This window comes from Streptomyces chisholmiae, from assembly GCF_031845445.1.
GTDB classification, from domain to species: domain Bacteria; phylum Actinomycetota; class Actinomycetes; order Streptomycetales; family Streptomycetaceae; genus Streptomyces; species Streptomyces chisholmiae.
Genome location: NZ_JAVREO010000029.1, coordinates 21,817 through 34,549, shown reverse-complemented (window position 1 = coordinate 34,549; position 12,733 = coordinate 21,817). Strand labels below are relative to the sequence as shown.

Genomic DNA, 12,733 nt, shown 5'->3' with positions numbered 1-12,733 from the left:
CCAGGGCATGGCACCTCCTACAGGGCGACGATCATGGGGTGGGCGAGGCGCACGTCGGCCCCGGCCGGGTGGGCGCGCGCGATGCCGTTGATGGAGCGTTGCACCGCGGCGTACTGGGGGTTGACGATCTGCCAGTCCGAGAACGCCAGCTGAGGCGAGGCGTTGGTGTTGCCCGGTTCGGCGCCGGCGACGACGCCGATGAACCCCACCGGCACCGGGTCGGTGGTGACGGTGCGGTCCAGCCACCACACATCCGGCTCCAGCACCTGCGCCGGCCAGACCCTGGCGCGGATACGGTCACCGTCCAGCCGGGCCCGCAGCCGCAGCGCAGACCCACCCGCGTAGGTGTACGGAGTTGGGGCCGTCGCGCCGATGATGTTGGAGGCGCGGGCCGCGTCCATGCTGATCGCGCCGGACGTGCCGAGGAGGACGCGCACCCGGTAGTAGGCGCTGCCGGACACGCGCATGATGACCCCGGCGGCCAGCGCGGCGCCAGTTGCCACCGTGCTGGGGGTGATGGTGACGAGCACTTGGCAGTCCGAGATCCCGAAGGGGAGCAGTTGGAAGCGCGGGGTGGTCGTCGGCGACGAGAGGGTGATGATGCCTTCCCCGGCGGCCACGGACCGGTCCCCGGCCGGGCCGGAGTTGGACGTCCAGGCCAGGCCCGTGGTCGTGGAGCCCCACCCGCCGGTGACCGTGCGGTCGTAGATATCCCAGGCCAGCGGCTCGATCCTCGTGGCCCGCACAATCTCACCGGCGACGGACAGGTCGACCGGAAGGTCTCCGGGCTCGGCCTGGCCGCCGGTCGGCCCGTTGGTGGTGACCCACTCGGGGCCGGCGGTGGTGCGCAGGTACAGCACGGTCGCCGTCTCCGTCGCGGCGACGGCCAGCACGGTGCCGTCCGTGTCCACATGCACGGGGGCGTCGTCCTCGTCGGGGTCGTCCTCGCCGACCTCGCCGACGGTCCACGGCCCGCCTGGCGAAGCGGCGGCCTCGATGCTCCACCGGGTGGGCGTCAGGGTCTCGATCAGCCCCTCGGTCAGCAGATCCACCACTTCGTCGGGGTGCTGGGGTGGCAGGTCGCGCACCTGAACACGGTCGCCCTCCAGCCGATCCAGCCACGGAGCGATCACTTCGGGTGCGACGTCCAGCGCGCTGGTGGCGGCCGGGTACCTCATGCCGGGCCAGGTGCCGCGATGGAGCCGCCAGGCGGCAATGTCGCCCAGTTGGCCATCGGCCTCCACGTTGACCGTGACGGACTCGTCGTACAGCCCGAGCGCCGTCACCGACGCGTCATCCACTGCGCGGGCCGACGACCCGCCATCGCGTGACACCGTGATGTCGTTCCTCAACCTCTGGTCGTCGAGGACCGGCGAGAACGGGTTGTCGATCTCATTGCTCCGTGCCGACAGCACGACGCCGGGCGTCTGGTTGTAGAGCACCTGTCGGGGTCGGTACATGAGCCCCGCCCCCTCCCGCCGCTCGGCGAGCAGCCCGCCGTCGGCGTCCGCGCATTCCTGAAGCAGCGTCAGCAGGGTCGCCGGCCGCTGCGGGCCCATCGTCGGGGACTCGCCGGCCGCGCCGAGCACGGACATCGGCAGGCGCTCCTCCTCGGCGAGGCGCCGCATCCGGGCCACCGCCGTCTCGCCGGTGAAGCCGTGGTCCGCGCTGTCGAACGCCGCAGTCGCCGCGGTGGGGAACACAGTGATGTGCCCGATCGGCATCCCCTGAAGGGCTGCCCCGAATGCGGCGCCGACCTGGGTGACGCGGCCGACGGTGCCCGTGTACGACTCGGAGATGGTCAGGCCCGTGTCGCCGATCGGTAGCCAGCGCAGCGTGGCGGTGACCGTGCCGCCGGATGCCGTGGCGGACAGCGAGAGCCGACACCAGGCGCCCGTGAAGCGCACGGCGCTCACGTTGATCAGCAGAGCGCTGGAGGACGACTCGGAGTTGGTGTCGTAGCCGATGACCTGCACGGTCGTGGTGGTGACCCGGATCTCGAATCGCCCCCAAGGGCCGCCGGTGGTGCGGACGTCGAGCATCTGCGCCGCCTCAGACGGCATCTGCTCCAGCCGGTAGACCAGCTCCACGCGCCACTGCCCGGCGGGGGCTGCCGGAACAACGCCGCGGATGCTGGCCGGGCTGGCCAGGGTTGGCAGCGGCCCGCTGCCGGGCAGGGAGTCGACCGCGGCGAACTGGAGCCCGGAGGTAACCATCGGGCTCACGCCTTCGATCGGCGAGTACGCCTGCGTCGCGCCCCGGTCCTCCTCCATCGGCCAGTAGGCGACGGGGTCGTAGCTCGGGATGCGGCGGCGCAGGGTGGACTGGAGTCCCTTGGCGCCTTGCCCGAGCCTGCGCAGGGGGCCGGCGATGGTGATGTCGCAGCGGGCCTCGCCCGGCCGAGGGCCGGGGCGGGACGGGTCGGACAGGTCGCCCCACGGCCATGTCGGCGCCCAGTCGGCCACCTCCCCAGTCATGCGGACGCGCCAATCGGTGACCTCGGCGCCGCCGGCCAAGGTCCAGACGTTGCCCTGCGGATCCGTCACCGCGGTGTCGCCCGGGGCCGCGGCGGTGAAGTCTGGCGCGGCGACGGGCGGTCCGTCGATGCTGCTGCGCAGCTCGGCCCGGTAGTAGCGGCCGGCACCCACGGTCCAGGCCAGCGTGGCCACGTCACCGAGGTCCAGCGGGGCCGAACCGGCCTGGTAGATGCTCGTGACGCCGGGCCGCACGACGGGGGCGCCGAGGCGCCGCCACGGGCCGGCCAACGTCGGGGCGCTCCAGAAGGCCACCAGGTGCTGGCCGGCGCCGTCGTCCACGTCCAGCGTGGCCCGCAGCGCGATCTGCTGCCCGGACACGGAGGCGATTGCGACGTCGCCGTCCACGTTGATGACGTCGGCACCTGTGGTGGACCAGGTCAGCCGCGGCCGGCCGTCCAGCCCGAGCTGGAGCACCCACATCCGGGCCGTGGGGACGGCGTACCGGCCGATGATTTCCTGGATCGCCGGCGCCCACGGCCGTTGGCCGCCCGGGGCGGTCGCGCCCCACGTGGCCGGCACCCGATCCGGGGCCCACTCGACCCGCACGTCCAGGTCTGTCACGTCCAGCGCGGGCGACGACTCCACCCGGGCCCGGCCGCCGGCGGCGCCCGGCACCCGCAGGTGCGGGCCGCCGGCCTGCACGCTGACCCGGGCCGGCACGCCCTGCCGGACGTGCGGGTAGTGCGGGCTGGCCGGGTGGCCGGGGGTGTAGGCCGAGTTGTTGTTGACGAGGCGTGCGGAGACGCCCGCCGGCCGGGTCTGGCCGGACTCGTCTGGCCGGCCGCGGCTGATGGTGAGCGACTGGGCGCGGTCGAGGTCGGCGCTGACGTCCGTCCACTGCCAGGCGGCCGGGTCGCTCGCCGGGTCGGCGCCGAACGCCAGCTCCAGTCGGACCGGGGTCCACCAGGGGCGGGTCGGGTACGTCACGGCACCTCCATCTCATCCAACAGGGCGCGCATCTGGTCGGGCCGGCCGGCGGCCCGGCGGTAGCGGTGGTACAGGGCGCGGGAGTTGGTGGAGCCCCAGCGGCGGGAGTCCCGCTGCTGGGGCGGGTGCCAGAGGTGCCACAGCGGGGCGGTGCCGCGCCACGGCCGGCCGGCGAGCGTCCGGAGGGCGAGCGCCCAGCACTCGTCTTCCTGGCCCCAGCCGGCGAAGCGCCGGTCGAGCGGCGCCTGTTCGTAGACCTCGCGCCGGAGCACGACGATGCCGCCGCCCTCGAACCCGCGGTACGGCGGCTGCTCCAACTCGCCGCCGGGCGGGCCGCCGGCGAGCACAGTGTCGGCCGCCGTGCGGGTGAGGCGGTGCACGGGTCCGTGGGGAATCGCCCACGGCATGCCGCCGGCCACCGCGTCGATCGCCTCGTCGACGCCGTCCGTCCAGACGTCGGCGTCCGCCACCACCAACACGCCGCCGGCCGCCCGCCGCAGCCCGCCACTGACGGCCGCGGCCTTGCGCCAGGGGCCGGCCGGAGGCTGGCCGAGCACCGGCTCGTAGCCGGCAGCCCGCCAGCGGGCCAGCACCCAACCAAGTGCCGCCTCCCGGTGCGGGCAGCCGGGGCGCCAGGGGATCACCACGGTGACGGTCACGGCGACCACGCCGGGTCGCGGACCATCCGATCGAGCTGGGCGCGGGCCGCCGCGCGGTCCCGGTGCGTCAAGCGGCGGCTGAAGCTCCCGGCGTGCTGCCGGTAGACGGCGCCCGGCCGGGAGGTGCCGGCGAACCTGGCTCCCGCGCGGGCTGCGCGAACCCAGAGAGCGGAGTCGACCCAGTCGTTCGCCGTGTGCCAGCGGACGCCCCGCCGCTCCCAGAGGTCGCGCCGGAACGCAGCGCACGAGAACGCGGCCTGGCGGCCTGCCAGCGCCTGGCGAGCGGAGACGTGCGGGAACACGATGTCCCGTCGACCGCGTCGCATCCCCACGGACACGACGTCGGCCCATGGGGCGAGCGCCCGCACGTCGGCCAGGCAGTGCGGCAGGAGCAAGTCGTCGGCGTCCAGATGCATCACCCACTCGGTGGCCGTAGCCTCCACCGCCCGGTTCCTCGCCGCGCCCATGCCCCGGTAGGTGTCGCGCACGATCTGCCACGGCAGCCCGGACTCGTCCAGCGCCTCTCGGGCCGGCCCGATGTCGTCCACGCCGGCGTCCAGCACGGTGACTAACTCGGGTCGCACGGTCTGAGCGGCGACGCTCTCTACCCACTTGGGCAGGTAGCGGCCGTAGGTGCCCCACGCGGAGGTGACGACCCCGATCGGCCAGCTCGCGGTCAACCGAGGTCCCCGATCGCGTACATGGGCCGCAGCTTCCGGGAGCGGTAGCCGGGGGTGCGGGCGATGATCCGGCCGCCGAGGGCCTTCACCGCGTCGGGGATCTCCGGGCAGTGCGCCACCGCGCGGGGCAACACCTCGTGCGCGACGGCGACCTCGCAGATCAGCAGCCGAGACTGGGCCCGCACTTGGGCGAGCATCTGCTCCCACCACGGCACGTGGTGCAGCACCGACAGGCACAAGATGACGTCCCACTCGCCCAGATCCGCCAGCATCTCCGGGGTGAGCCGCTCGTAGATGCCGGTGACGCGCCGTTCGCCAGCCTCCTCCAGCGCCGGCCGCAGCCCGCGCCAGTCGTCCACCGCGGTGACGCGCGCGCCGAACTCCTCGGCCAACCGCAGCGAGAAGTAGCCCTCGTGGGCGCCGATGTCGAGCACCCGCAGGCCGCTCTTCCCGTCCAGTTCGCGAGCGATCGCCTCGTACCGGGGTGCAGCCGGCCGGGCCGGCGTCCCAATGTCGCGGCCGTCACGGCGTCTGGGCTGGTACATCGCACCCCCACTGGGATCGGATCGACATGCGCTGCGGCGAGCCCCACCACTGCGGGGTGTGGCCGGCGTGGATCTCCGGCACGGGCACCCCGGACGCGTCGGGTCCGTGCAGGTCGTAGGACAGGTCGGCCGGCTGGTGGATGGCGGTCTCCCAGTCGATGAGTAGAGGCTGGCCGTCGTGCCCGCGCACGAGGTTGCGGACGTGGACGTCACGGTGGTGGATGCCCTCGGCGTGCAGCCGGAGCAGCAGTTCGTACAGCTCGGCGGCGGGCCGCCAGCCAGGCCCGCAGCGGACCTGCGGCGTGCACGTCTCCAGCAGCAACAGCGGTCCGTCCACGGCGAGCAGGCGTGGCGCGGCCCAGGGGACGCGCTCGTACCAGGCCGCCTCGGCCGCCGCCGCAGCGGCCGACCGGTGGCGCTTCGTCGTCCGAGTCAGGCCGACCCGGACGGTGGCTCGGCGGCTCACCGCGCCGCTCCGACGCGGGTGATGTCGCCGCCGTACTGGGTGCGGATCGTGGACTCCAGCCAGGCCATGAGGTGCCGGTCGCCGGCGACGATCTCGATCGTCGGGGCGGCGGTGGCCGCGGTTCCGGTGGCGACGGTCGCGCGCACCGTTGGCGGGTCCGGCACCTGGACCATGTGGTCGATGGCCTGCGTCAACTCGGGTGTGCCGGCTTCGACTCCGACTTGGACGCCGGCGGGGATCCACTGGCCGACCTCGTCGGCGAACATGCGTGACGGCGACCCGATGCGCAGGAACGACTTGACGCCGTTGAGGGCGCTCTGCGCGACGCCGATGACGGAGTCGCGCAGCCAGCGGGCCGCAGCCAACACCCCGGACGCGATGCCATTGACGATCGCTCGGCCGATGTCGGTGAACCACGAGCCGACGCCGGACACCGCGCGCCAGGCCCTCAGGAGCCCACCGACGATCGCGCCGGTGACGGCGCCCCACGCGCTGGACGTGGTCTGCCGGACGGCAGACCAGGCGCCGGAGATCAGGTCACGCAAACCACGGAGGGCCGCCGATGTACCGTCCCGGACAGCAGTCCAGGCGCCGGAGATGATGTCCTGGACCCACTGCCAGGCGGCGGCCGCGGTGCTGGTGATGGTGTCCCAGTGGCTGATGATGATGCCGGGTACGGACCAGTTCATCCAAAGGTCGACGATCCACTGCACGATGCTGCTGATCTTGTCCCAGACCCAGTCCCAGGCGGCTCGGGTGGCGGCGACGATCTCGTCCCAGTAGACGATGACGGCCGCAACGCCTGCGGCCAGCAGCGCAATCGCGGCGATGATGCCGAGAACGATCCACGTCACGGGGTTGGCCAGCAGTGCCGTATTCACTGCCCAGAGGCCGATCGACAGCGCGGTGAAGGCGCCGGCCGCCACGAGGACGGCGACCGCGATCGCCTGGAACAGGCCGGGGTGGGCGCTGGCGAACGAGGCCACGCCGGACAGCACCGGCATCAGCGCGTCGCCCAGCGTCCCGGCCAACGTCCGCATCTGGGACTCGAACTGCTGCCCTGGGTCGCCCTCCAGCGCGTCGGTGACGCCCTGCGCGGCGCCCGACACGTCGTCCAGCCCGTCAACAGTAGAAGCGGTCGCCGGGTCCATCGCCAGCAGCGCATCGCTGCTCTCTCCGGCCATGTCGCCGAACAGCTCGATCGCCAAGGCGCCGCGCTCGGCGGGGTCCTCCACGCCGCGGAGGGCCTCCAGCGTGTCCCCCATGGCCGCAGCGGCCTCGGGGCCGCCCGAGTGGATCGCGGCCAGCATGTCCTCCGCGTTGAGTCCGAGCCCCTCGAACGCCTCGGCCGCCCGGTCGGTCTCCTCGATGGAGATCCGCGCGAACTCGTGGATGACGTCGGCCGCTTGGTCGATGTCGCGCCCGCCGGCCTGCACGAACTGACTCATCATGCCGAACGCCTGCGCGCCGTCGAGCCCGAGCCGCTGGAACTGCTCGGAGTACTCCTGGATGACGAGCGGCACGTCACCGCGCATCGAGGCGGGGAGTGCCGCTGCCGCTGCGGCGAGCAGGTCGAACGCCTCAACTCCGTCGGCGGCCAGGCCGTTCTCGATGGCCTGGCCGGCGGCCGTGGCGGCGTCCGCGACGTCCCACTGGTAGATGTCCGCCAGCGCCACGGCCGAGGCGGTCATCTGCTCCATCTCGGAGTCTGTGGTGTCCGCGAGGCTGGACACGCTGGAGGAGACGGCGCCGACCGCCTCGGCCACCTCGCCCATGCTGCCGCCGAAGCCGCGGGCGTAGACGTCGCCGGCGATCTCGCCAGCCCGCTGCGCCTCGTCCGCCGTCAAGTCGAGCTGGGCGGCGAGGCGGCTGGTAGCCGCGCTCGTGTCCATCGCGGCGGCCATGCCGACTCCGAGGCCGACGGCGAGGGTGGCGCCTGCGAGCGCGCCGACGCCGGAGAGGGAGTCCGCGAACCCCGACATGCGGTCGGCGAACGAGCCGTTGAGGGCGTCGCCTGCTGCGTCGCCCGCGTCGTCCCCGGCGCGGCGGGCGGCCCGGGTCAGCTCATCCGTCATACCCCGCTGGAGGTTGCTACCGAACCCCCTGAACGACGGTGTGATGGCGATCCAGGCGGTGCCGACCTGCGGTCCGGTGGCGGTGGCCATGGCGGTCACCCCCAACCAGTAGTCAGTGGCCGGGCGGCCGTGGTCGGGGGCGCTGCCGGCGCAGGAGCGCGCGGCCCCGTTCGATCAGTTGGTCGCGGGCGTGGCCGCGCTTCGCTTCGATCTTGCTGGGGCGCGGGACGGGCTTCGGGGCCGAGCCGGCGTTCGACGCCTTCTTGCTGCGCTGCCAGTTCGCCACCGACAACGCGTCGAACGTGCCAGCGGCCAGCTCGATGTCGAGCGGGTACACGCCGGACTCGCGCGCCTTCGCCCATGCCAGCGCGCTCGCCGAGGTGGCGGGTTGAGCGTGGATGATGCGCCACAGCCGGCCCCACGTCAGCCGCTCGGACCCGATGTAGTCCAGGTCCAGGCCGATCCGCAGGAGGTCGTACTCGATCTCCCCGCCGTACTCGCTCAGGAGGTCGGCGAGGGCCCAGATTCCCCCAGGCTCTCGACGCCCTGGTCCGCCCGGTACTCCTCGATGATCAGCAGCAAGTCGTCGGCCCGGCCACCGGCCGCTGTGAACTTCTCGTACTGCGCCTCGCCCATCAACTGGCGGGCAAACGGCACATCGCCCGTCTGCCGCGTCTGCTGGGCTGCCTCCTTCAAGGAGTCGTCCCAGAAGCCCGGGGCCGGGATGGTGAAGGGCTTGCCGCCGGCGGTGATGGTCAGCGCGTCGCCGCCTCGCCGGTCGGCGGCACGGCGGCGCAGCTCCTCCAGCGAGTACGTCGTCCTCTTGCTCATGCGCGGTCTCCTCGGTGGATGCGCGGCCAGGAACGAGAGGGGCGTCCCCGGACCGCGCATGGCGGGGACGCCCCAGATCCGGGGGTTGTTACGAGCCGGCCATGATCATGCCGGGGTTGTTCGTGACCTCGACGAGGGAGACACCGCGCATCACGCCGTCGATCTCCATCTCGTGCACCAGGGCCAGCAGCGTCATCTCGTACAGCGTCAGCTCGCCGGCCGTGTGCGGGGTGTCACCCATCTCGTCGACCACGAGCCGGGGGATGAAGATCCTCTTCCAGATCCCACCGTCGACCAGATCCAGCACGCCGGAGCGGACGTCCTCGCCGGACTGTTGCTGGACGACGGTCTGGGTGAGGTCGCCCGTCGTCGTCATGATCGAGTCCGGGTAGCGCAGCTGCTGCACCACCCAGTTGTCCTCCAGGGCCTGGATCTGGAACGTGTGGTCGTCCTCGGTGACTGCCGTCCTGATCACCGAGTTCCCCTGCCAGGCGCGGAACCGCTCGACGGTCCTCTCGCGTCCCTGCGTCGGGCCGTCCTCCGACAGCCAGCCGACCTCGAAGAACTCAGGCCCGGGCGGCTGGAAAACCCGGTCGTCGCCTTCGTAGATCGGGGGTAGTGGCCACTCCGGCACCGGCTCTCCGGGCAGCGTCACCCACAGCCCGGAGTCGTAGCCGTACCAGGCCCTCGCGTTGTCCGTCACCTTCGCCACGGTGCGCTCCTCTCTTAGGTCGGCACCGCTCCACGGACCGACAGCACAACGGTCATCAGCACCCGCGGCACATCCGAGGGCGCGTCGGGAATCATCTGGGGCCCGGACTCCTCGGCGAACTGCCGCACCCGCGGCTCGCGTTCGCAGATCCGGGCCAGCTCGTAGCGGGCGTGGCGGGCGATCTCCATCGCCCGCTCGTCGGATGCGGCCCACACCTGCACGTCGATCCGCGCGTCTTCGATCAGCGCGTTCCGCCGCGGGCCGCCGACGCGCCGCAGCAGCACCATCTCCGGCAGGCGCGGTCGCGGCACCCGCGTGCCGACGTGCACCGGGTCCAGCAGGGGCCGCAGGTAGGCAGTGGCCAGCAGGGTGGCGTCGTCGAACGCCGTCGCCGGCGCGGCCATCAGTTGCCTGCCGCGTCGATCGCACCGCCGAGGAACCGGTGCCGCGCCTCCGCGTGCAAGACGCCGGGGTGGCGGGCGGTGACGATGCCGCGGACCCGGTCGCGGCCAACGCGCGTGGTGGCGTCGACCTCGATCTGTCCGGTCGTCATCTCCGGGGCCGCGGCCTGGGCTGCGGCGCGCACGCGCTCGGCCCGACGCTGAAGGTCGGCACGCAGCTCGTCACCCTTGGCGAGCCGGCCCACGCCGGCGTAGTCGATCTGGATGCGGACGGTGGCCATGGTCAGCCCTCCATCCGGGTCAGCATGATCTCGGTGTGGGCGAGCCGGCCCGTGGGCCCGTGCCAGCGGTCGACGTCGCCGTCGATCACCCAGGTGGCGCCGGCCCACTCGATGCGGTCGGTCTGCTCGATGTCGGTGCCGATCGGGCCGAACGCGCGGCGGTTGCGCTCCAGTCCGTCACGCGGGATGGTCTCGGCGGTGGTCTGGCGGGAGCCCTGCACGGGCTGCACTCGCCAGCCGGTCAGCGGCGTGCGCTCTGCCGCCGCCCAGTCGCGCTCCGGGTCGCCGTAGGCGTTGTCCACCAGCGGGGCGCGGACACGGGTGATGCTGTCGGTGAACCAGGGGAACGGCATCGCCACCCCCTACGGCCTGTTGGCCAGCCGGTAGCGGTCCAGCACCCGCCGCTCCGCGCCGGTCAGCATCCCGCCCGCGCCCGAATCCTCCGAGCCGCCGGATGTGGAGTAGGAGACGGACTCGCCGCCCGCCTGCTCCGACGAGACCCCGACCGGGGCGGTCGCCGTCCGCGCTGCCACCGCGATCAGCACCGAGCCGATCGCGCCCGGCGGCTCCTCGTGCCCGGAGTCCATCTCGACGCGCAGCCGGCGCGGGCCGTCCGGCCAACAGCCGCACCGCCACAGCCAGCCGCCGGCCGACCAGTCCCACCCGCCGGCCACAGCCGCCCAGGCATCCGGGGCGAGGTCGTGCTGCGGCCGAGTCTCCACCGCCAGCACCTGGTGCAGCATCAGCGACGGCAGGCCGGCGACCGGCCCGCCGACCGTGTCCACCGTCACCGTCTCGGTCAACCGCGGCCACACCCGCCAGCCGCAGTAGTCCCGCACCACGTCGGCCGCCTCAGCCAGCAGGTCATCCGCCTGCTCATCCGTCAGGTCGGCCATCCCCGGCCGGCGCCGCAGACGCTCCCGCAGCTCCTCCAGGGACGTCACCTCAGCCCCCGGCGGCGGTCGACTTGGCGGCCGGCCGCCGCGACTTGTTCGCAGGGGTGCGTCGCTTGCGCTTCGGTGCCGCCGGGGATCGTGTTTCGGGCGGATTCAGTGGCACTCCACCGAGCCTCTTGGCGTCGCCGGCGTTGAGCCGCATCCGCGTCGTGTAGCCATCTACCTGCACCTCATAGAGCTGTAGCGGGCCCATCGCGGCCTCCCTCAAGACGAATCCCATGTCAGGGCCGGGCGCCCCGCACGCGTACCCGGAGGCACCACACGCGGGGCACACGGCCCCCTTCCCGCTCACCTCGCCCCGCTGCGGCGGGGCACGTCAGCTCCCGGTGGTGCCGAGGTCGATCTCGACGAACGCGCTGGGCTGGAGCACGCCGAAGGCGGCCCGCATCTCGGCGAGGATCGCGACCATGTTGCGGATGAAGAAGTCCGCGTGCGAGTCGCTGACCGTGATGGAAGCCTGCTCGCGGTCCCAGAGGACCGCCTTGCGCCAGTCGCCGATGTAGCCGGTGCCCGGCTCCACCCCCTCGGACTGGATGACCGGCAGGCTCCACAGGGGGGCGGTCCCCCCGAAGCCCATGCCGGACTGGGAGGGGCCGCCGAAGTAGTAGCGGCCCTCGTTGTCCTGCAGTAGGTCCAGGGCTTCCACGTCCAGCGGGTGCAGGACGTACCCGGTCGGAACGCTGCGACCAACGGTGTAGACCAGGGTCTTGGCCTTGCGGGTGGTGGTGAGCAGGTCGGTATCGAACGCCTGCTGCTGCACGCCGCTCACGTTGGCGAGGCCCTCGAAGTTTTCGCCGGTGCCGTCGCCAGAGATCATCTGGTCTTCGAGTTCCTCCTCCAGCCCGTACTGGAGGAAGGCGTCGATCAGGGTACGGATCTGGGCGGCGTCGGACAGGGCCCGCTTCGTCACCGGAATCCAGTGCGCGATGGTTCGGACCGGGGTCGTCACGCGCGCCGCTGTCAGGCCGCTCTCCGGCTTCGTGCCGGACGTGCCGGTCGTCGCGGTGGCCTCCGGCACCGGGGCGGCATTGTTCGTCACGCCGGTCATCCGCACGTACTCGACGGTGTCCGACGAAGTCGTGCCGTTGGTGACGAGGTCCCGCAGCATCAGGGGCCGCTGGAAAAGGTCCAGGCCGACCTGGAGGCCGCGGTAGTCGGGCTGGACGAAGGCGCCCGCGCTTGTGTCGGAGCCGCCGGTGACCAGATCCTTCTGGCCGCCGGCGCGGCCGACGAGTCGCTCGAACCCGACGGGCCGGGACTGCACGCGGTGGTCCTTGCCGAACACTCCGTTCGGGGCGCTGGCCAGCAGCTCCCGGTACTCCTTGGAGTCAGTGAAGTGCTTGCCGAGAGACTTTCCGTCGGGGACGATCAGGCCGGACGGAGTGCGCCGCGCGGCCTTCTCCTCCTTCTCGATGAGGCCGACACCGCCGCCGAGGTCGGCGATCGCGGACCGCATCTTCTCGTCGGCCTTGGCCTGGTCGAGCTTCTTCTTCAGCTCGGAGGCGTCGTTCATCTTGGCCTGGATCTCGGCCCGCTCGGCGTCGGTGAAGTCCCGGTCGCCGTCCCGCTCGGCGCGGTCCGCGATGTCGCGTGCGGCGCCGAGCGCGGCCTTGACCTGCGCGATGAGTTCGTCGGTCTTGCTGGTGGTGGTCGTCATGTCTCC

Annotated in this window: 14 protein-coding genes; all 14 read right to left on the bottom strand. The window is 72.6% G+C overall.

All coding sequences use genetic code 11. The annotated features are described in order from the left end of the window. Positions 1-17: 17 nt before the first annotated feature. The gene (locus RM844_RS30385) at positions 18-3,464 is read right to left on the bottom strand and encodes a hypothetical protein (RefSeq protein WP_311670656.1); all 3,447 of its coding nucleotides are present in this window, start codon (positions 3,462-3,464) and stop codon (positions 18-20) included. Beyond that, positions 3,461-4,132, bottom strand: a complete 672-nt coding sequence (locus RM844_RS30380; RefSeq protein ID WP_311670655.1) for a hypothetical protein — start codon at positions 4,130-4,132, stop codon at positions 3,461-3,463. The genes RM844_RS30385 and RM844_RS30380 overlap by 4 nt, the downstream gene beginning before the upstream one ends. Next, a complete protein-coding gene (locus RM844_RS30375; RefSeq protein ID WP_311670654.1) occupies positions 4,120-4,803 on the bottom strand; it encodes a glycosyltransferase family A protein in 684 nt (227 codons plus the stop codon). Before RM844_RS30375 ends, RM844_RS30380 begins: the two co-directional genes overlap by 13 nt. Continuing rightward, a complete protein-coding gene (locus tag RM844_RS30370) occupies positions 4,800-5,348 on the bottom strand; it encodes a class I SAM-dependent methyltransferase (protein WP_311670653.1) in 549 nt (182 codons plus the stop codon). The genes RM844_RS30375 and RM844_RS30370 overlap by 4 nt, the downstream gene beginning before the upstream one ends. Next, positions 5,326-5,814, bottom strand: coding sequence for a BUD32 family EKC/KEOPS complex subunit (locus RM844_RS30365; RefSeq protein WP_311670652.1), 489 nt, complete (start codon positions 5,812-5,814; stop codon positions 5,326-5,328). Before RM844_RS30365 ends, RM844_RS30370 begins: the two co-directional genes overlap by 23 nt. Next, positions 5,811-7,979, bottom strand: a complete 2,169-nt coding sequence (locus tag RM844_RS30360) for a phage tail tape measure protein (RefSeq protein WP_311670651.1) — start codon at positions 7,977-7,979, stop codon at positions 5,811-5,813. The genes RM844_RS30365 and RM844_RS30360 overlap by 4 nt, the downstream gene beginning before the upstream one ends. 22 nt (positions 7,980-8,001) lie before the next feature. Next, positions 8,002-8,226: a hypothetical protein gene (locus RM844_RS30355; RefSeq protein ID WP_311670650.1), complete on the bottom strand. Its 225-nt coding sequence runs from the start codon at positions 8,224-8,226 to the stop codon at positions 8,002-8,004. 164 nt (positions 8,227-8,390) lie between these two features. Further along, positions 8,391-8,720 carry a hypothetical protein gene (locus RM844_RS30350; RefSeq protein WP_311670649.1) on the bottom strand — a complete coding sequence of 110 codons (330 nt, stop codon included), beginning with the start codon at positions 8,718-8,720 and terminating at the stop codon, positions 8,391-8,393. An 88-nt stretch (positions 8,721-8,808) separates the two neighbouring features. Then, positions 8,809-9,432 (bottom strand): hypothetical protein, encoded by a 624-nt coding sequence (locus RM844_RS30345; protein WP_311670648.1) that lies wholly within the window; start codon positions 9,430-9,432, stop codon positions 8,809-8,811. 14 nt (positions 9,433-9,446) lie between these two features. After that, positions 9,447-9,836, bottom strand: a complete 390-nt coding sequence (locus RM844_RS30340; RefSeq protein WP_311670647.1) for a hypothetical protein — start codon at positions 9,834-9,836, stop codon at positions 9,447-9,449. Continuing rightward, a complete protein-coding gene (locus RM844_RS30335) occupies positions 9,836-10,114 on the bottom strand; it encodes a hypothetical protein (RefSeq protein WP_311670646.1) in 279 nt (92 codons plus the stop codon). Before RM844_RS30335 ends, RM844_RS30340 begins: the two co-directional genes overlap by 1 nt. A 2-nt stretch (positions 10,115-10,116) precedes the next feature. Next, a complete protein-coding gene (locus tag RM844_RS30330; protein WP_311670645.1) occupies positions 10,117-10,467 on the bottom strand; it encodes a hypothetical protein in 351 nt (116 codons plus the stop codon). A 9-nt stretch (positions 10,468-10,476) separates the two neighbouring features. After that, complete coding sequence (locus RM844_RS30325; RefSeq protein ID WP_311670644.1) at positions 10,477-11,058, bottom strand: hypothetical protein; 582 nt, start codon at positions 11,056-11,058, stop codon at positions 10,477-10,479. Positions 11,059-11,386: 328 nt separating this feature from the next. Beyond that, positions 11,387-12,727 (bottom strand): phage major capsid protein, encoded by a 1,341-nt coding sequence (locus tag RM844_RS30320; protein WP_311670643.1) that lies wholly within the window; start codon positions 12,725-12,727, stop codon positions 11,387-11,389. Positions 12,728-12,733 lie beyond the last annotated feature (6 nt).